Below are 16,625 nucleotides of genomic sequence, written 5' to 3' on the forward strand. Positions count from 1 at the left end.
GGCGGGCTACCCTCCTCTCATCTGAATCTGGAGGTGGTATGAACGCAGTCGGAATAGGCATCCTCTATCTGGTGCTGGGCAACATGGTGGCGGTCTTTTCCGATGCACTGGTCAAGGTGCTGGAACCGGACCAGCCCCTCTTCCAGTTCGTCTTCTTCCGCCAGCTCTCCGCCGCCCTGCTGCTCGCCCCCTGGCTGCTCTGGTCCTGGCGTCGTCACCCGCCGGTGGCCCTCAAGTGGCATCTGCTGCGGGCCCACATCTGGGCCATCGGCGTCTGCCTGATGGTGGTCGCCCTCACCCGATTGCCGCTCGCCACCGCCAACGCCCTCTTTTATGCAGCGCCGCTCCTGATGGTGCCGCTCGCGGTCTGGCTGGCGGGGGAGGCGCTGTCGCGCCAGAAAGTGCTGACGGCGCTGCTCGGCTTTGTCGGGGTGCTCATCGTGCTGCGCCCGACCGAGGTGAACTGGGCCGCCCTGGCGGCGCTCGGGGTCGCCCTCTCCCTGGCGCTCAACAACCTGCTGATCAAGCGGATCCCGCTCCAGCAGCCCATCGCCCAGACCCTGTTTTTCACCAACGTGCTGAGCATGCCCCTCATCCTGGCGCTGGCCTGGTGGGAAGGGGGAGAGTGGCAGTGGCAGATGTGGTGGCCCGCCTTCGGCTCCTCGGCGCTGATCATGGTCTACGCGGGGCTGTGCGTGATGGCCTATCGCAAGGCAGAGGCGAGCAAGATCGCCTCGGCAGAGTACACGGGGTTGCTGATGGCGGTCGCCATCGGGGTCTGGCTGTTCGACGAGCAACCCGGCCTGCCGCTGCTGCTGGGGTGCCTGTGCATCATACTGCCGCTCATCGCCATGGCCCGCAAACCCAAGCCCCAGGTCGAACCGGCGCTCTAGGAGACGCGGTTTACCCCAAGAATGGGGCGACCCTCTGCCGCAGGTGAGGCACCACCTCCTGTTCGAACCAGGGATTCTTCTTGAGCCAGAGGGTGTTGCGCGGGGACGGGTGCGGCAGCGGCAACCAGGCCGGGCCATAGTCCGTCCAGTGTCGCACCGTCTCGGTGAGGGTCTCCTTGCCCGCCTTGCCCAGGTAATAGGCTTGCGCATACTGGCCGATAAGCAGGGTCAGCTCGATATTGGGCAGCAGCATCAACACCTTGTCGTGCCAGGTCGGCGCACACTCGGGCCTGGGGGGCAGATCTCCCGACTTGCCCCGGCCGGGGTAACAGAGCCCCATGGGCATGATGGCGAGGCGGGATTCGTCGTAGAAGACGCTCTTGTCCACTCCTAGCCACTGGCGCAGCCGATCACCGGAAGGGTCGTCCCAGGGAATGCCACTGGCATGGACCCGGGTCCCCGGAGCCTGGCCGATGATCAGCAGACGGGCGCACTCGCTGCCGCGGATCACCGGCCTCGGTCCCAGGGGGAGGTGAGCCTCGCACAGGCGGCAGGCCCGGATCTGTTCAAACAGGGAATCGAGTTGGTTCATGGCCAGATAGTACCAGAGTTTTCCCCCGCTCCCGCTTGTGAAAGTGTCAGCGGATACTTATCATGCAGCCGCCATTGTTTAGTTTAATAAACGGAGAGAGATGAAGAACTGGATGGGCACCGGCAGCGCGGCCCTCTCATTCGTGCTATGGGGCATGCTACCCCTCTATTACCAGTTCATGCCCGAGATCAACATGTGGGAGCTGCTCTCCCACCGGGTACTCTGGTCCGTGGTGCTGCTGGCCGGCCTGTTCCTGCTGCTCAGTCACCGGGTGCCCTGGGCGACCCTGCGCGGCGAACCCCGCCAGCTCGGCCTCATCCTGCTGGCCGGCCCCGTCATGTCCATCAGCTGGTGCATGTTCACCTGGTGTCTGACCACGGGCCAGGTGCTGGCCACCAGCCTCGCCTTCTTCATGACGCCCCTGTTCAACATCGCCTTTGCCGTCCTCTTCCTGAAAGAGAGGCTCACCCCGCAGAAGCATCTGGCGGTGGCCCTGGCGCTGGCGGGGCTCGCCTACATGCTGTTCTCCTACGGCCAGCTGCCCTGGTTCTCCCTCATCATGGGGGCCAACTTCGCCCTCTATGGCCTCATCAAGAAGCAGGTGAAGCTGGACGCCGGCAGCAGCCTCTATCTCGAATCCCTGGTGCAGCTGCCCGTCGCCCTTCTCATCATCGGCTGGCTCTCCCTGCAAGGCGCCAGCCAGTTTATGGCCGGTGACTGGACCGAGCGACTGCTGCTGATGGGCAGCGCCCCCGCCACCCTGCTGCCGGTCGGCCTGTTCTGCTATGCCGTGACGCGCACTCCCATGAGCACGGTGGGGCTGCTGCAATACATAGAGCCGAGCCTCGCCTTCCTGCTCGCCATCTTCTGGTTTGGCGAGATCCCGGATCCGGTGAAATCCGTGGGATTCGCCTTCGTCTGGGCCGGCCTGCTGGTCAGCCTGCTCCCCCTGCACCGGCTCCGGCGCCAGCGGGCCGGGTGGCGAGCGTCATGACCGCCGCCCCGTCATCCCGCTGGTTTGTCTATCTGGTGCGCACCGGCGCAGGGGCTCTCTATGCGGGGATCAGCACGGATCCCGAGCGGCGCCTGCGCCAGCACCAGAGCGGCAAGGGGGCCAGAGCCTTGCGCGGCAAGGGGCCCCTCTCCCTGGTGTGGCAGCAGGAAGTCCCGGGCAAGGGGGAGGCACTGCGCCTCGAGTACCGCCTCAAGCAGCAGAGCAAGGCGTTCAAGGAGCGTCTGGTGCTCAATCCCGCGCAATGGCACGACTGGAGCCAGTCCTGGCTAAACGCCCCCGCCGAGCCCGTGCCGGCTCCCCAGGCTAACTGAAGTCACCACCCCAAGACTCGCGATTCCCCTCACCCGCCCCATGAAAAAGGCCACCGCAAGCGGTGGCCGAAAAGTGTCAGGGAGGCTTAACGGTAGGTGTTCGACTGCTTGCGCCTGTTGCTGAGCAACCAGCACACCACCAGCACCAGCAGCAACCAGGGCGCCAGCTTGATGATGAGGGCAAACATGCCGGCCAGGGCGCCAAACAGCACGAAGAGCCCGCTCACCAGCAGCATGGCCAGCACGGTGAATCCGGTCAGCGCCATGCCGATCAGCACCAGTATCAAGACGATAAATTCCAGCATGTTGTGCTCCTCACAGGCTTTCACTTGCAGGCGGGACGGATCCTGGGATCACTCCAGCCAGCGCTTCAATTCACGACGGGGCGGCATGACGAGCACCGCCAGTAGATAGAGGGCCAGGGCCAGCGGTGGCATCAGGATCAGGGTGAGCAGGGCCACCACCCGCACCGTCACCCTGGAGATCCCGAGCCCCTTGGCCAGACCGGCGCAGACGCCGGTCAGCTTGCGATGGGCCAGGTCCTTGGGCCAGGGAGTCATGATCACGCCTCCGCCTTGTGGCCTTTCAGGCGGGCCAGCTCCCGCTCAATCTCGTCGTTCAGCTCCAGCTCGCGGAACTGGGCCTCGAGGGACGGATTCTGCCCCAGGGTCGCCGCCTCCAGTTGCGCCTCCAGCTGATCGACCCGGTTCTGGAAACCGTCGAAACGGGCCACCAGCTCGTGCATGCGCTGGTTGTCCACCTGGGCGCGGGCACGAAGGCGGCTGTGGGCGGTCTGCTCCCGCAGGGTCAGCAGCTTCTGCTTCTCCCGCGCTTCGGTCAGCTTGGCCGCCAGCCGCTCGCTGTCGGCGGTGAGCTGGGCCAGTACCTCGGCCACCCGGGCCTTGTCCTCTTCCAGCCGTTCGCACTGCTTCACCTCGGCCAGCTTCTCGGTGAGGGCGGCGCGGGCGAGATCTTCCCGGCCCTTCTGGATGGCGAGCTCGGCCTTGGCCGACCACTCCTGGATCTGGTTGCGCAGCGCCTGCTGATGGCGCTCCAGCTGCTTCTGTTCGGCGATGACGCGGGCGGCCTGGGTACGCATCTCGATCTGGACCTGCTCCATCTCCTCGATCATCAGCCGCAGCATCTTCTCCGGCTCTTCGCTCTTGTCGAGCAGGCTGTGCAGGTTGGCATTGATCACGTCGGTCAGGCGGCTGAATACGCTCATGGTCTGGCTCCTTGTTGATGGGATGACAATCTCTTCCCATGACATTACAAGAGCCGTGCCAAGATAAATTATCGTTGTTTTACATATGGATATGAATTTCAGGCTCGCTACTAGCCGGCCTGGCGTGGTGAAAAAAACCACCTTTATGGCGATATTTACCAACAAAAAAGGGAGCCCCTGGCTCCCTCTTTTCTCTGTCAGCTGTGGCTGGCTCAGGCCGCCGGGCGGTGACCCAGCTTGCCGTCCAGCTCCGCCAGCTTGGCTTCCATCTGCGCCCGGCAGGTGTCGGAGAGCTCACGAATGCCGGCGGCGCCGTGCTCCTTGGAGCACAGGGGAGGCAGCATCTCCAGCAACACCTCGCCGTTGTCCCAGCGGTTCAGATCCACCTGGCCGAAATAGCTGGAGCAGACGATGGGCACCACGGGCACCTCGGCCTGGACGGCGGTATGGAAGGCGCCGGCCTTGAACGGCAGCAGGCCGCGCCCCTGGGAGCGGGTCCCCTCCGGGAACATCCAGATGGAAGTGCCACGCGCCTTGATGCGATCCACCACCTGGCCTATGGTGCCGATGGCGCGGGAGCGGTTGGAGCGGTCGATCAGCACGTTGCCGGAGAGCCAGAAGATGAGGCCGAAGAAGGGCAGCCACAGCAGGCTCTTCTTGCCCACCGCCACCACGCCGGGTCGCACCGCACCGGTCACGGTGAAGATGTCGAAGTTGCTCTGGTGGTTGCAGACATAGACCGCCGGGCCCACCGACTTGACCTCGTCCGGAATGGTGACCCGCACCTTGAGCCCGATGAGGGGGCAGACCGCGTGGTACATGCGGGCGAAGACATAGACGTTGTTCGGATGGCGCGGGCGCACCAGACAGAGCAACAGGCCAAAGACGAACCAGAAGACGAGCAGCAGGGCCAGCAGCAGCACACGGGCAAGTTTGAGCATCGAACACCTCGAAATGTGATTCGGCGCAGTATACTGGTCCCCCTTTTAGCGAACAAGCGTTCGCCAAACAGAACCGACCAGCCCCGGACGGCCATCCGCACCCCGACTTGCCCCTCCCGCCATTGGCCGTTAGGATGTGCCCATCTTGATGAACGGGGCGAGCATGATTCACCAACAACGCGTGGCGAAACGACTCCTGCTGCTGGTCTGCCTGCTGGTGCTCAATTGCGCTGCCCAGCCGCTGGCCCGCCTCGCCCTGCTCGATCAGGCCATCGGCTGCCAGATCCAGCTCACCCAGGTGACGGACGACAAGCAGGCCGATGCCAGCCCCAGTCCGCACCCCACCAGTTGCCAGCTCAACGGCAAGTGGCTGAGCGCCACCACCCTGCTCAGCGTCGAACAGCTTTTCTTCGCGGTGGCACTGGTGGTCGCCCTGCTGGCACCGCTCTGGCGATACGCCCCCCCTCTGCCCCCACCCAGGGTCATCTCCCCGCCCGAACGGCGTCTTCATCTCACCCTCTGCGTCTGGCGGGAATGAGTTCGACGGTTTCTCTCATCCACCGTCATTCATTTCTTTGCGAGACAACAAGATGTCAAATCTCTTCAAGGCAACCCTGTTACTGGGCTGCTTGCTGTGGCAATCCGCAGGGTTGGCCGGCGACACCGGCTGGCTCACCAGCCCCCGGAACGATCACGCCAAAGTGCGGCTGCAGGCCGACCGCAGCACGCCGGACCACACCCGCATCCTGCTCGAGGTCGCCCTCGAATCGGGTTGGAAGACCTACTGGCACAGCCCGGGTGAAGGGGGCATAGCGCCCCAGATCCTGTGGGATGGTCCGGTCGGCGACTTCCAGTGGCACTGGCCCACGCCGCGCCCCTTCGAGGTGGCCGGGCTCAGCACCCAGGGCTACGACGAGGCGGTGCGCTTCCCCCTGAGCCTCAGCTATCCGGCCGGGCAACCCCTCACGGGCACCTTGCGCCTCTCCACCTGCAGCAACGTCTGCATCCTGACCGACTACCCCTTCACCCTGGCGGTGGATGGGCAGGCGCCCGCAGGTTTCGACTTCGCCTGGGCCCAGGCCATGAGCACGCTGCCCCAGCCCCTGCCCGCCGACACACGGGTCGCGCTCGGCTACCAGCACAACCAGCTGCAGCTGCGCGCCGAGCGGGCGGACGGCTGGCAGGCCCCGTCCCTCTTCATCGACGCCCTGGAGGGAGCCGAGTTCGGCAAGCCGGTGATAGACGTGCAGGGCAACACCCTGATCGCCCGGGTGCCGGTGAGCGACGGCTGGCAGGGGGATGCCCCCGACCTGCGCGGCCAGCGCCTCGGCCTGCTGCTCGCCAGCGGCGAGCAAGCCTGGCAGACCAGTGCCACCATAGCCGGGCCGCTGGCCCTGCCCACCCAGGGTCACCCCCTCTTCTGGCTGCTGGGGGCTGCGCTGCTCGGCGGTCTCATCCTCAACCTGATGCCCTGCGTGCTGCCGGTGCTGGCCCTGAAACTCGGCACCGTGCTGCAGCAGCAGGAACGGGAACAGCGACAGGTGCGCAGGCAGTTCCTCGCCGCCAGCGCCGGTATCCTCGCCTCCTTCTGGGTGCTGGCGGCCATGAGCAGCCTGCTGCGCGCGACCCAGGGCGCCGTCGGCTGGGGGATCCAGTTCCAGAGCGCCGGTTTCATCGGCTTCATGGTGGCGGTGACCCTGCTGTTTTGCGCCAACCTGCTGGGGCTGTTCGAGATAAGGCTGCCGAGCAGTCTCAGTACCCGTCTCGCCACCCGCGGCGGTAACGGATTGGGCGGGCACTTCCTGCAGGGGAGCTTCGCCACCCTGCTGGCGACTCCCTGCTCCGCCCCCTTCCTCGGCACCGCGGTGGCCTTTGCCCTGGCGGCGCCCCTCGGCCAGCTCTGGCTCATCTTCACGGCCCTCGGCCTTGGCATGAGCCTGCCCTGGCTGCTGGTGGCGGCCCTGCCCCGCCTCGCCCTCTGGCTGCCGAAGCCGGGTCGCTGGATGGGGCACCTGCGCATCCTGCTCGGCCTGATGATGCTGGGCTCCAGCCTCTGGCTGGCGAGCCTGCTCGGCAACCACCTGGACAGCACGGCGACCGGCTGGCTGATGGCGGCCATGGTGCTGTTGCTGCTGGTGGGCATCCTCTGGCGTTACGGCATCCGGGGCGCCACGCTGGCCCTCGCCCTCTCGGCCCTCATCGGCGGCGCCCTGCTGCTGGGGGGCGCGCTCACCGCGCAGGGGTCTGGCGGCGTCGACCGGGTGGCCTGGCAGCCCCTCTCCGAGCGGGCCATCGCCGACGCCCTGGCCCAGAACAAACGGGTCTTCGTGGACGTCACCGCCGACTGGTGCGTCACCTGCAAGGCCAACAAGTACAACGTGCTGCTGCGCGATGAGGTGCAGAGCGCCCTGTCGGCACCGGACGTGGTGGCCCTGCGCGGCGACTGGAGCCGGCCGAACGACGCCATCTCGGCCTTCCTGCGCCAGCGCGGCGCGGCCGCCGTCCCCTTCAACCAGATCTACGGGCCCGGTCTGCCAGAGGGAGAAATCCTCTCCCCCCTGCTGGACAGGGCTGACCTGCTCATCGTCTTGAAAAAGGCCGGCCTCATCCAGCCCGCCTCCCAGTTCTAAGGAGAATGCCATGAAACTGCCTACCCTGACCCTGATCGCCACCCTCTCTGCCAGCCTGCTGGCCCCGGCCCTGCACGCCGCCCCCTTCACCCCGGAGCAGGAGGCCCGCATCAAGGAGCTGATCCGCGAGACCCTGGTCCAGAACCCGAAGATCCTCGACGAGGCGGCCGAATCCTGGGAGAAGCAGAACGCCGCAGCCCAGGCGTCCCAGCTTGGTGACTTCATCAAGGGCAACCGGGATGTGTTGTTCAACAGCGCCACCAGCCCGCGCCTGGGGGCCAAGAACCCCAAGCTGACCCTGGTGCTGTTCACCGACTACAACTGCCCCTACTGCAAGCAGTTCGATCCCCAGCTGACCAAGCTGCTCAAGGCCTATCCGGACGATCTGGGGCTGGTCATCAAGCTGCTGCCGTTCAAGGGCCAGAGCTCCGCCAAGGCGGCCCAGTACAGCCTCACCCTGTGGCAGCAGGATCCCGCCCGCTTCCTCCCCCTGCACGACAAGCTGATGAGCAAGCAGGGCATGCTAACCGAGACGGACATCAACAAGGCGCTGGCCGCCACCGACAACCTGAGCCTCACCCCCAACGCCAAGGCGACCGAGGAGCTGCGCAACAGCCTGCGCATCGGCACTCTCCTGGGCGTGCAGGGCACCCCGGCGACGCTTATCGGCAACCAGCTGGTGCCGGGCGCCATCTCCTATGACGAACTGGATCAGCTGGTGAAAGCCGAGCTGGCCAAGCGGAGCTAAACCATGGCTGAGGATGCCGCTGAAAAGGCACCGCGCTGGCGGCGCTGGGGCAAGGAAGCGCTCTGGCTGCTGCTGATGGCGCTGGTCGTCTCCACTCTGCTGGATTTGTGGCGCGGCCCCAGTCTGCCGGAGGGCGCCATGACCGCCTCCCTCACCCTGCAGGATGGAACCACCACGGATCTCGCGACCCTGAGCCAGGGCCGGCCGCTGCTGGTCTACTACTGGGCCAGCTGGTGCGGGGTGTGCCGCTTCACCACGCCGACCGTGGACCGGCTCTGGCAGGAGGGGGAGAACGTGCTGACGGTAGCCTTGCGCTCCGGCGACGACACCCGGCTGCACGCGGGGATGGAGAAGAAAGGGCTCGCCTTTCCCACCCACAACGATGCGTCCGGGGCCCTCGCCGAGCGCTGGGAAGTGGGGGTGACCCCCACCTTCCTCATCGTCAGGGATGGGCAGCTGGTGAGCAGCACCACGGGCTGGAGCAGCCGCTGGGGGCTCAAGCTGCGGCTGCTGTGGGCCAGCTGGTAAACCGTCGCCACGCAAGAAATGCAAAGAGCCCGGTATCGCTACCGGGCTCTTTTTTTATTGAAGGCTGCCAAGCCTATTGCTGCGCGGGGGTCATCATCCCCTGCCCGAGCCGTCCCTTGACGCTGGCCCGCTCGGCCTCGTCGAGCACCCCGTCCCCGTTTTTGTCCATTCGGGTGAAGACGGCTTCATGGCGCGCCATGAACTGCTCCTTGGTCGTGTCCTGCATCGGCCTCATGTTGCCCATGTTCCCCATCTTGCCCGGCATGGCCTTGCCGGACTGCTGCATCGCCTCGTGCATCTTGGCCATGGCGGCCTCTCTCTCGGCCACCGACAGGGTGCCATCCTTGTCGGTGTCCTGCCGGGCGAAACGCTGCTCGGCTCTTTCCATGAACTGGGCCTTGGTGATGTCTCCCTTGATGAGCATCATGGGTTCGTCGAGGGGCTCCTCGGCAGCAAGGGCGGCGCCGCCAAGCAGTACCAGAGGCAAAAGATAAAATTTGAGCATGGCTGTCCATTCCTTAAGTAAGGGTCTCGGCCCCGCCGAGGCCTGCTGAAGATCGCCGGGGCAACGCCCGGCGCCTTCTGTAGTGTAGCCCCGGGGCCGTCCCCCACCGGGAGCCAGATCCCAGAGCGCACCGGCCGCACTCTCCGTCTGGTTACTTTTCTTCCTATTCATGGCGATGGCGGGAGCTTTGCGTTAAAATCACCGGTTTTTGCCAAGCCTGGTTTGCCACCTTTCCCGTCACCAGGCCCCCGCAGGGTGAATTCCACGATGCCAGTGAGGCAGGATCCGTCATGAACAACTACTTCCGGGTGTTGGGCGTCAAGTCCAACGCCAGTGAAAACGACATCAAGAAAGCCTATCGACGGCTGTCGAACCAGTACCACCCCGACAAGCTGCACGGGGCCACGGATGAAGAGAAAGAGCAGGCAGCCGCCCGGCTGCACCAGATAAAGCAGGCCTATGAGGTGTTGTCCGATCCGAAACAGCGGGCCGCCTTCATCAAGGATTTCAACAACGTCATCGTGACCGATCCCGCTGCTGCCATGCAGGAGATGTGGGACCAGTTCTACCCCTGAGACACCAGGCAAGAAGGCGACTATGCAAAAGAAATGGGACCAGGCACGGCTCAAGGCCCTGCAAAGCGATGCCAGCGAGAATATCGAATCCTACCGGGATCAGGACGACCCCAAGGGGCTGGAGCAGTTCACCGACCAGATGAAGGCCCTGCTGCTGGCCGACATGAGCATGCTGGAGTTCATGCCCGAGTACCTGCCGCTCGCCCTCTATGGCCGGGTGCAGTTCCCGCCCAAGGCCAAGGGGCAGTGGAACAAGTGGCTCACCAGCGGCGAGCAGCCCTCCTGGGACGAGTTCAAGGTGAGCGTCGGCTTCAACAACGCCGCCCTGCCGCTGGTCAAGGCGGTGCGGGCCCAGAGCGAAGATCAGCTGATGGAAGCCTGCGCCGTGCTGTTCCTGCTCGACAACCCGCTGCCGCGCGGCGGCCACCGTGCCGATGACGACTATGAGCTGCGCGACGAGGAAGAAGATGACGGGGAAGATGCCGACGCCGACTACCACGGCGGTGGCCGCCGCGATCGCTATGGCGACGACCAGGGCGAGCAGGATATGTACGACGAAGTCCGTTTCTAATTGGGGCAAGGCATGAGCAACAGTCTGATAGAAATTACCGCCATCGAGATCAAAGAGCTGGCCGTCATCGAGCCGAAGCAGGCCAGCGAGAAGTTCGAGCTGATCGCCAAGACCATGTCTGATGACCAGCTGGCGGAAGTCATTGAAAATATTGATATCGTCACCCTGACCCAGATCAACGGCCAGCACGACATCTCCTTCCCCTCTATCATCTCCGAGCTGATGACCCCGGAGCGGATCCGCGACATCGTCTGCCAGCAGCCCCTCTACTGGGAAGAGGCGATCAAGAACAACGCCGACGAGCTGCAACAGCACACCTTCGACTTCCTCAACTACCTGATCCGCACCCAGGAGAGCGAAGCCAAGCAGCGCGAGATCCTCGAATGCGTGGCCGAGGATCCGGCCGGCCTCTTCTACCTCGCCATCCCCTTTATCGAGTTCTATCGCGGCGATCGCTATGAAGAAGAGGAAGGCTATCGCGACGTGCTGCACGCCGAGGAGGAAGATCTCGAAGAGTCCCTGCGCTACAGCGAACGCCAGCAGAGCGAGGATGTCCACGACTACGCCCTGGACGACCCGCGCAGCCTCTTGATGCTGATCCGCGAGCTGGCCCCCGAGGTGGAGAAGTCCATCAAGTCGCTGCTGCGCAATGAGCACTCCACCTGGGACGGCATCATCAACAAGTTTGCCGCCGAGCTGGTGATGCAGGCCAAAGAGAAGAACAAGGTCGAGGAAGACGAGTACGGCGACGTCGACGACATGTTCAGCTTTCTGGATTAAGGAGCCCATTCATGCAGTTAGTCATTCGCGATGCCAACCAGGGCCCCTATCTCACCCAGGTGCTGCGCTTTGGCCGCGACAATGAACGCCTGAGCGAGCAACAGCTGGCCGCCATCAAGGGCAAGGCGGTGCTGATGAGCCTGAAATTCGCCGACAAGTACTACAACAAGTACAAGATGCACCTGCTGGAGCAGGCCGCTCACGACGTCATCGGCGTGGTGAGCCTGGGATTGCAGGAGCTCTCCCAGCGGGATCCGGCCAAGGCGCTGGCCCTGTTGCAGGCGCCGGAAGGCCCCATCAAGCCGTTCCAGAAGGGTTGGTCCATGCTCATCACCGTCAGCCCCAAGCAGGCTGGCAACAGCCTCTACGGTGACGTGGATGCGCGCCTGCTGGACAAGATCTCGAGCCCCCCCGACATCGAGGAGTGGCAAGGGTGGCAGGAGTACGAGAAGGCGCTGGCCGAACACAACAAGAGCCGCCTGATGGGGCTTATCGATCAGCACTTCTTCGCCAGCGAGAGCGACCACCCCACCATGGAGGACAAGCTGGCCGAGGCCCTGCTCTATCGCATCCTCTGCGGCAAGGGCAGCGGCGCCGCCCCCCTCAAGGTGAAGCAGGATCTCAAGCGCAAGCTGGCGCGAGAGATTGTGCTCGATGAGGCCTGGTTCGACACCGACCATCTGGCCACCCAGCTCGCCCTGATGCTGAGTGAGCTGCCCGCCGACATGGCCGCGGCCCTGCGCCAGGAGCTGAGCCCGGGCTTCGTGCCGAACCTGCTGCACACCCTGGGGTTTGTGCGCCAGTACCAGCAGCTGCAAAAAGAGGACGCCTCCCCGGAGAAGCTCGACAACATGGAGATGCGCGCCGGGCTCAAGCACCCCCTGCTCGGCTGGCCGCTCTACCACGACTTCTGATGACGGGCCTTTCCCTTCACCGTATTCCAACGCCCGGCTTGCCGGGCGTTGTGCTATCCAGCGTCCCGTTTTTAGCACGAACACTAGCAATGGCCACCACCCTCGGCAGAAAACTACCCCGTAAGCGTGATTGGCCACATTTTTGACAGGGATATAATGACTCCCTCATACCAGAGCCGGGGAGCAAGGCCATGAGCAGAAAGCCCGACAGGATCACCGCGATGCAGCAAATCATCGACGCCGTAAAGGCGGAGTTTCCGCTCTACCAACCGGATACCTTCAAGTGCGGGCCGGACAACACCTGCATCGGTTGCCCCAAGAAGCTGATGGAGCTGGTGGATACGGACCTCTGTTACTGGCAATATCAGATCGATCGCGGCATTCCGCCCTCCTTCGACGAGATCCAGCGCTTCGGCAAGATGTGCAAGAACATCCGCCGGGCCCTGGTGCGCAATGGCCGCATTCCCGCCTGAGCGCCCCATCGCAGCCAGGACTAAGGCCCCCGCCGGCAACATCTGAGAGGAACCGTTGATGACCCAGGAGAGGATACAGACCCGCTATACGCTAAATGGCCCCCTTGCCAGCCGTGCCGAGCTGGAGCAGGCCATCGCCCGGGCCATTGAGGCGAACAAGCAGGACTTCTTTCCCCTGCTGGAGCGGCTGGTGGATGTGGGTGACAGTCGGGTCAAGCTCAGCCAGAAAGAGCCGCTGCGGGTACTGGGGGTGAAACTCGATGGGGCTAACACCGGCGGCACTGCCCGCCTCCACTACGAGTCCAACTTTTCAGAGGGCTGCCGTCTTATCGATGAATACGACCAGCACCAGACCAGCCTGGCCTTTATCCTCGACGGGGATCGGCTCGTCTTCGATCTTGAGCTGCCCATACAGTGGAACTTCGACAACTAGGGCCACTCCCGCCTTCGCTATGCCCATCACAAGAAAGGAGCCTTGCCGGCTCCTTTTTCACTGACTCCCCGTATCGCGCGGCTTGTCCCGCCCTCTGCGTTACCCCTCGGGTGAAGTAGTTCAGGTGAGGTAGTAACGCCACGACCGGACCGGCTCGGCGTAGCCGACCCGGATGCAGAAGGGCGCCAGATCGTGATTGGCCTGCTCCAGGCTGAGGGTCTGGTGGGCATCTTCCTGGCACCACTGTACGAACTCGCCGCTGTTGAAGCTGTAGTGATCCCCGTGAAAGACCCCGTGGGCCTCGATCAGTCCGATGGCTTTGTCGATCTCCATGATTGGCCTCCTGGCACTGTGCTGCTCCCTTTAAGCTTAGCGAGCGGGGACGGTGGACGAGGTTTGAATGTCCATGCTATTGGCACAGTGGATATTGGTAAGAAGGGACAATAAGAGGGGTTGCCGGCAGGACAGTGGGCTCTGATTTTCTCGAGAACCTGATTAAGGTTCACGACTCAAATATGTAACCATGGATATAAAAGAGGACTTGGCTCACGATAAAGTGTCACTTGATGGTGCTAGTCTGCTGGTATCTATATTAACTTTTATATTTACTGCCGTTATTAAACAGAATTTACTGCACAGTTATCCACCGTGCCCCCTAGAGAGCCATTAACAATAAAAGAGTTTTTATGAAATACATCGCGCTATTGTTATCGGTTTTTCTTTTCCTTATCAGCCCAGCACATGCCAAAAACTGCAAGAAAGGACAACCATGTGGTAATTCATGCATTTCATGGAGTAAAACATGCCGAATAAGCACACATAACTACCAATCGTCTACTCCATCGACCTCATCGAAATTATCCACACCAAAGGTCTATGAAAAGAGAGATAGCACGCTGAAGTCTAGTAACATCCTTATCAGATACGTCATCCCCTCGGAATTGAATGTCCGAACGGAACCAAATACTTCATCATATATAACAACACAGCTTATAAAGGGTGATTTCGTTTTACTATATAAAACAGAAGGGGAATGGGCCTACGTTAGTAAGCGGGGAAAATATGGATGGGTGAAGAATAAATATCTCTCTTTGTCTCCTGTAAGCTGATGAAAAGAGAAAGGAGCGATCTAATCGCTCCCTTCTATTGGTGGGGTACTGTACTCCCTTACCCTTCCTGATTTTCCCCGGCTGCCAGCTCGGCGCCGGCGACGGGTTCAATCTCGATACGATCGACCCGCTGCAGACCGCGAGGCAGCTTGGCGCCGCGGCGGCCGCGCTCGCCGCGGTAGTAGTCGAGATCGGACGGTTTCAGAGTTAGCTTGCGCTTGCCGGCAAACAGGGTCACCGACTGGCCTTGCGGGATAACGGCGGCCATCACCACAAACTCCTCCCGCGCCTTCACCCGCGCCGAGGGGATGCTGATCAGCTTGTTGCCCTTGCCCTTGCCGAGTACCGGCAGGGTATTGAGCGGGAACAGCAGCATGCGCCCCTCGTTGGAGATGGCCATGCAGAGATCCGTCTCCGGCGCCCCTATCCTCTGGGGCGCCATGACGACGCCCCCTTCCGGCACGGTCAGCAGCGCCTTGCCGTTCTTGTTCTTAGCCGTCAGGTCGTCGTATTGGCAGACGAAGCCGTAACCGGCGTCGGAGCAAACGAGGTACGGCTCGCCTTCGTTACCCATCACCAGATGGCGTACCTCTTCCCCAGCCCCCAGCGCAAAGCGACCGGTGAGCGGCTCCCCCTGACTGCGGGCAGAGGGCAAGGTGTGGGCCTCCAGCGAATAGGTGCGCCCCAGGGTGGAGAGGAACACCGCCTGCTGGTTGCTGCGGCCATGGGCGTGGGCAAGATAGCCGTCCCCCGCCTTGTAGGAGAGGCCGGCCACATCCACGTCGTGCCCCTTGGCGGCGCGCACCCACCCCTTGTCGGAGAGGATCACGGTAACCGGCTCGCTCGGGGTGAGCTCCTTCTCGGTCAAGGCCACGGCGGTGGCACGTTCCACCAGCGGGGTGCGGCGATCGTCGCCGTACTTCTCGGCATCCGCCAGGATCTCTTTCTTCAGCAATGTGCTGAGACGGCGCTCGGAACCCAGGATCAGTTCCAGCTTGTCGCGCTCTTCCGCCAGCTCGTTCTGTTCGGCGCGCAGCTTGAACTCTTCGAGCTTGGCCAGGTGGCGCAGTTTCAGCTCGAGGATCGCCTCGGCCTGGGTCTCGCTGATATTGAAACGCTCCATCATCACCCGGCCCGGCTCCTCCTCGGTGCGGATGATCTCGATCACCTCGTCGATGTTGAGGTAGGCAATGAGCAAACCTTCGAGGATGTGCAGGCGGGCCAGCACCTTGTCGAGGCGATACTGCAGGCGGCGGCGCACCGTCTCGCGGCGGAAGCTAAGCCACTCGGTGAGGATGGTCTTGAGGTCTTTCACCTGAGGCCGGTTGTCCAGACCCAGGATGTTGAGGTTGACCCGGTAGTTCTTCTCCAAGTCCGTGGTGGCGAACAGGTGGGCCATCAGCCCCTCCACGTCCACCCGGTTGGAGCGCGGCACGATCACCAGACGGGTCGGGTTCTCGTGGTCCGACTCATCGCGCAGATCGGTAACCATGGGCAGCTTTTTGGCCACCATCTGGGCGGCAATCTGCTCCATGATCTTCGCGCCGGAGGCCTGATGGGGCAGCGCCGTGATGACGATGTCGCCATCCTCCTCGCTCCACACCGCTCGCTGCTTGATGGAGCCTTTGCCGGTCTCGTAGATTTTGCGGATGTCGTCCCGCGGCGTGATGATCTCGGCGTTGGTCGGATAGTCCGGCCCCTGCACATGGGCCATCAGGGCATCCAGGCCGGCATTGGGGTTATCCAGCAGCTCCACGCAGGCGTGGGCAACTTCCCGCGCGTTGTGGGGCGGGATATCGGTCGCCATCCCCACCGCGATGCCGGTCACCCCGTTGAGCAGGATGTGCGGCAGGCGGGCGGGCAGCACCACCGGCTCCTTCATGGTGCCGTCGAAGTTCGGCGTCCACTCCACCGTGCCCTGGCCGAGCTCGGAGAGCAGCAGCTCGGAGAAGCGCGACAGCCGCGCCTCGGTGTAACGCATGGCAGCGAAGGATTTGGGATCGTCCGGCGCCCCCCAGTTGCCCTGACCGTCCACCAGCGGGTAGCGGTAGGAGAAGGGCTGGGCCATCAGCACCATGGCTTCGTAACAGGCGCTGTCGCCGTGGGGATGGTACTTACCCAGCACGTCACCCACGGTACGGGCGGACTTCTTGTGCTTGGACAGCGCCGACAGACCCAGCTCGCTCATGGCGTAGATGATGCGCCGCTGCACGGGCTTGAGACCGTCGCCGATATGCGGCAGGGCCCGATCCATGATGACGTACATGGAGTAGTTCAAGTAAGCCTGCTCGGTAAAGGTGCGCATTGGCTGGCGCTCTACCCCGTCCAGACTGAGCTCGATAGCATCACTCATATGTTTTTCTCTTGCTATGGCGCGCCCCT

At 63.2% G+C, this 16,625-nt stretch carries 22 protein-coding genes; 14 read left to right on the top strand and 8 right to left on the bottom strand.

Annotated elements, in window-relative coordinates:
* Positions 1-38 precede the first annotated feature (38 nt).
* The gene (locus I6L45_RS04040) at positions 39-893 is read left to right on the top strand and encodes a DMT family transporter (RefSeq protein ID WP_216983502.1); all 855 of its coding nucleotides are present in this window, start codon (positions 39-41) and stop codon (positions 891-893) included.
* Positions 894-903: 10 nt separating this feature from the next.
* Here I6L45_RS04040 and I6L45_RS04045 read toward each other — a convergent pair whose 3' ends face one another.
* Complete coding sequence (locus tag I6L45_RS04045; RefSeq protein WP_216983503.1) at positions 904-1,485, bottom strand: uracil-DNA glycosylase family protein; 582 nt, start codon at positions 1,483-1,485, stop codon at positions 904-906.
* A 100-nt stretch (positions 1,486-1,585) separates the two neighbouring features.
* Between I6L45_RS04045 and rarD the strand changes: the two genes are divergently transcribed.
* Together rarD and I6L45_RS04055 are read left to right on the top strand one after the other, a co-directional pair.
* Positions 1,586-2,479: an EamA family transporter RarD gene (gene rarD / locus I6L45_RS04050; RefSeq protein WP_216983504.1), complete on the top strand. Its 894-nt coding sequence runs from the start codon at positions 1,586-1,588 to the stop codon at positions 2,477-2,479.
* Positions 2,476-2,811: a GIY-YIG nuclease family protein gene (locus tag I6L45_RS04055; RefSeq protein ID WP_216983505.1), complete on the top strand. Its 336-nt coding sequence runs from the start codon at positions 2,476-2,478 to the stop codon at positions 2,809-2,811. Before rarD ends, I6L45_RS04055 begins: the two co-directional genes overlap by 4 nt.
* Positions 2,812-2,897: 86 nt before the next feature.
* Here the strand turns inward: I6L45_RS04055 and pspG are convergent, their stop codons facing one another.
* The 4 genes from pspG to I6L45_RS04075 all read right to left on the bottom strand — a co-directional run bounded on the left by pspG (position 2,898) and on the right by I6L45_RS04075 (position 4,977).
* A complete protein-coding gene (gene pspG / locus I6L45_RS04060) occupies positions 2,898-3,116 on the bottom strand; it encodes an envelope stress response protein PspG (RefSeq protein WP_216983506.1) in 219 nt (72 codons plus the stop codon).
* 48 nt (positions 3,117-3,164) lie between these two features.
* Positions 3,165-3,371, bottom strand: a complete 207-nt coding sequence (locus I6L45_RS04065) for a PspC domain-containing protein (protein ID WP_043757374.1) — start codon at positions 3,369-3,371, stop codon at positions 3,165-3,167.
* Positions 3,372-3,373: 2 nt separating this feature from the next.
* Positions 3,374-4,036 (bottom strand): phage shock protein PspA, encoded by a 663-nt coding sequence (gene pspA, locus I6L45_RS04070; protein WP_216983507.1) that lies wholly within the window; start codon positions 4,034-4,036, stop codon positions 3,374-3,376.
* A gap of 212 nt (positions 4,037-4,248) precedes the next feature.
* Entirely contained in the window at positions 4,249-4,977 is a 729-nt protein-coding gene (locus tag I6L45_RS04075) for a 1-acylglycerol-3-phosphate O-acyltransferase (protein ID WP_043757323.1), read from the bottom strand.
* 163 nt (positions 4,978-5,140) lie between these two features.
* Between I6L45_RS04075 and I6L45_RS04080 the strand changes: the two genes are divergently transcribed.
* The 4 genes from I6L45_RS04080 to I6L45_RS04095 are packed head-to-tail and all read left to right on the top strand — an operon-like array spanning position 5,141 to position 8,883.
* A complete protein-coding gene (locus I6L45_RS04080; protein ID WP_216983508.1) occupies positions 5,141-5,515 on the top strand; it encodes a hypothetical protein in 375 nt (124 codons plus the stop codon).
* Between the two features lie 52 nt (positions 5,516-5,567).
* Positions 5,568-7,607: a protein-disulfide reductase DsbD gene (locus I6L45_RS04085; RefSeq protein WP_216983509.1), complete on the top strand. Its 2,040-nt coding sequence runs from the start codon at positions 5,568-5,570 to the stop codon at positions 7,605-7,607.
* Between the two features lie 10 nt (positions 7,608-7,617).
* Positions 7,618-8,355 (top strand): DsbA family protein, encoded by a 738-nt coding sequence (locus I6L45_RS04090; RefSeq protein ID WP_216983510.1) that lies wholly within the window; start codon positions 7,618-7,620, stop codon positions 8,353-8,355.
* 3 nt (positions 8,356-8,358) lie between these two features.
* A complete protein-coding gene (locus tag I6L45_RS04095; RefSeq protein WP_216983511.1) occupies positions 8,359-8,883 on the top strand; it encodes a protein disulfide oxidoreductase in 525 nt (174 codons plus the stop codon).
* 73 nt (positions 8,884-8,956) lie between these two features.
* On the opposite strand, the gene I6L45_RS04100 is transcribed toward I6L45_RS04095, so the two are convergent.
* A complete protein-coding gene (locus I6L45_RS04100) occupies positions 8,957-9,388 on the bottom strand; it encodes an EF-hand domain-containing protein (RefSeq protein ID WP_216983512.1) in 432 nt (143 codons plus the stop codon).
* Positions 9,389-9,678: 290 nt separating this feature from the next.
* On the opposite strand from I6L45_RS04100, the gene I6L45_RS04105 reads away from it, so the two are divergent.
* The 6 genes from I6L45_RS04105 to I6L45_RS04130 all read left to right on the top strand — a co-directional run bounded on the left by I6L45_RS04105 (position 9,679) and on the right by I6L45_RS04130 (position 13,134).
* On the top strand, positions 9,679-9,963 hold the full coding sequence (locus I6L45_RS04105) for a J domain-containing protein (protein WP_041212306.1): 285 nt from the start codon (positions 9,679-9,681) through the stop codon (positions 9,961-9,963).
* Between the two features lie 22 nt (positions 9,964-9,985).
* Entirely contained in the window at positions 9,986-10,534 is a 549-nt protein-coding gene (locus tag I6L45_RS04110; RefSeq protein ID WP_216983513.1) for a hypothetical protein, read from the top strand.
* Positions 10,535-10,546: 12 nt separating this feature from the next.
* Positions 10,547-11,314 (top strand): hypothetical protein, encoded by a 768-nt coding sequence (locus I6L45_RS04115; protein ID WP_041212370.1) that lies wholly within the window; start codon positions 10,547-10,549, stop codon positions 11,312-11,314.
* 11 nt (positions 11,315-11,325) lie between these two features.
* On the top strand, positions 11,326-12,228 hold the full coding sequence (locus I6L45_RS04120) for a hypothetical protein (protein WP_216983514.1): 903 nt from the start codon (positions 11,326-11,328) through the stop codon (positions 12,226-12,228).
* 221 nt (positions 12,229-12,449) lie between these two features.
* On the top strand, positions 12,450-12,701 hold the full coding sequence (locus tag I6L45_RS04125; RefSeq protein WP_026080289.1) for a hypothetical protein: 252 nt from the start codon (positions 12,450-12,452) through the stop codon (positions 12,699-12,701).
* Positions 12,702-12,759: 58 nt separating this feature from the next.
* The gene (locus I6L45_RS04130) at positions 12,760-13,134 is read left to right on the top strand and encodes a hypothetical protein (RefSeq protein ID WP_216983515.1); all 375 of its coding nucleotides are present in this window, start codon (positions 12,760-12,762) and stop codon (positions 13,132-13,134) included.
* 120 nt (positions 13,135-13,254) lie between these two features.
* On the opposite strand, the gene I6L45_RS04135 is transcribed toward I6L45_RS04130, so the two are convergent.
* Positions 13,255-13,467, bottom strand: coding sequence for a hypothetical protein (locus tag I6L45_RS04135; RefSeq protein WP_104451942.1), 213 nt, complete (start codon positions 13,465-13,467; stop codon positions 13,255-13,257).
* A gap of 353 nt (positions 13,468-13,820) precedes the next feature.
* Here I6L45_RS04135 and I6L45_RS20170 point away from each other — a divergent pair, with 353 nt between their 5' ends.
* Positions 13,821-14,243 (top strand): SH3 domain-containing protein, encoded by a 423-nt coding sequence (locus I6L45_RS20170; protein ID WP_210549438.1) that lies wholly within the window; start codon positions 13,821-13,823, stop codon positions 14,241-14,243.
* 58 nt (positions 14,244-14,301) lie between these two features.
* Here I6L45_RS20170 and parC read toward each other — a convergent pair whose 3' ends face one another.
* Positions 14,302-16,596, bottom strand: coding sequence for a DNA topoisomerase IV subunit A (gene parC, locus I6L45_RS04145; protein ID WP_216983516.1), 2,295 nt, complete (start codon positions 16,594-16,596; stop codon positions 14,302-14,304).
* Between the last annotated feature and the right edge of the window lie 29 nt (positions 16,597-16,625).

The organism is Aeromonas sp. FDAARGOS 1415 (assembly GCF_019048365.1).
Lineage (GTDB): Bacteria > Pseudomonadota > Gammaproteobacteria > Enterobacterales > Aeromonadaceae > Aeromonas > Aeromonas taiwanensis.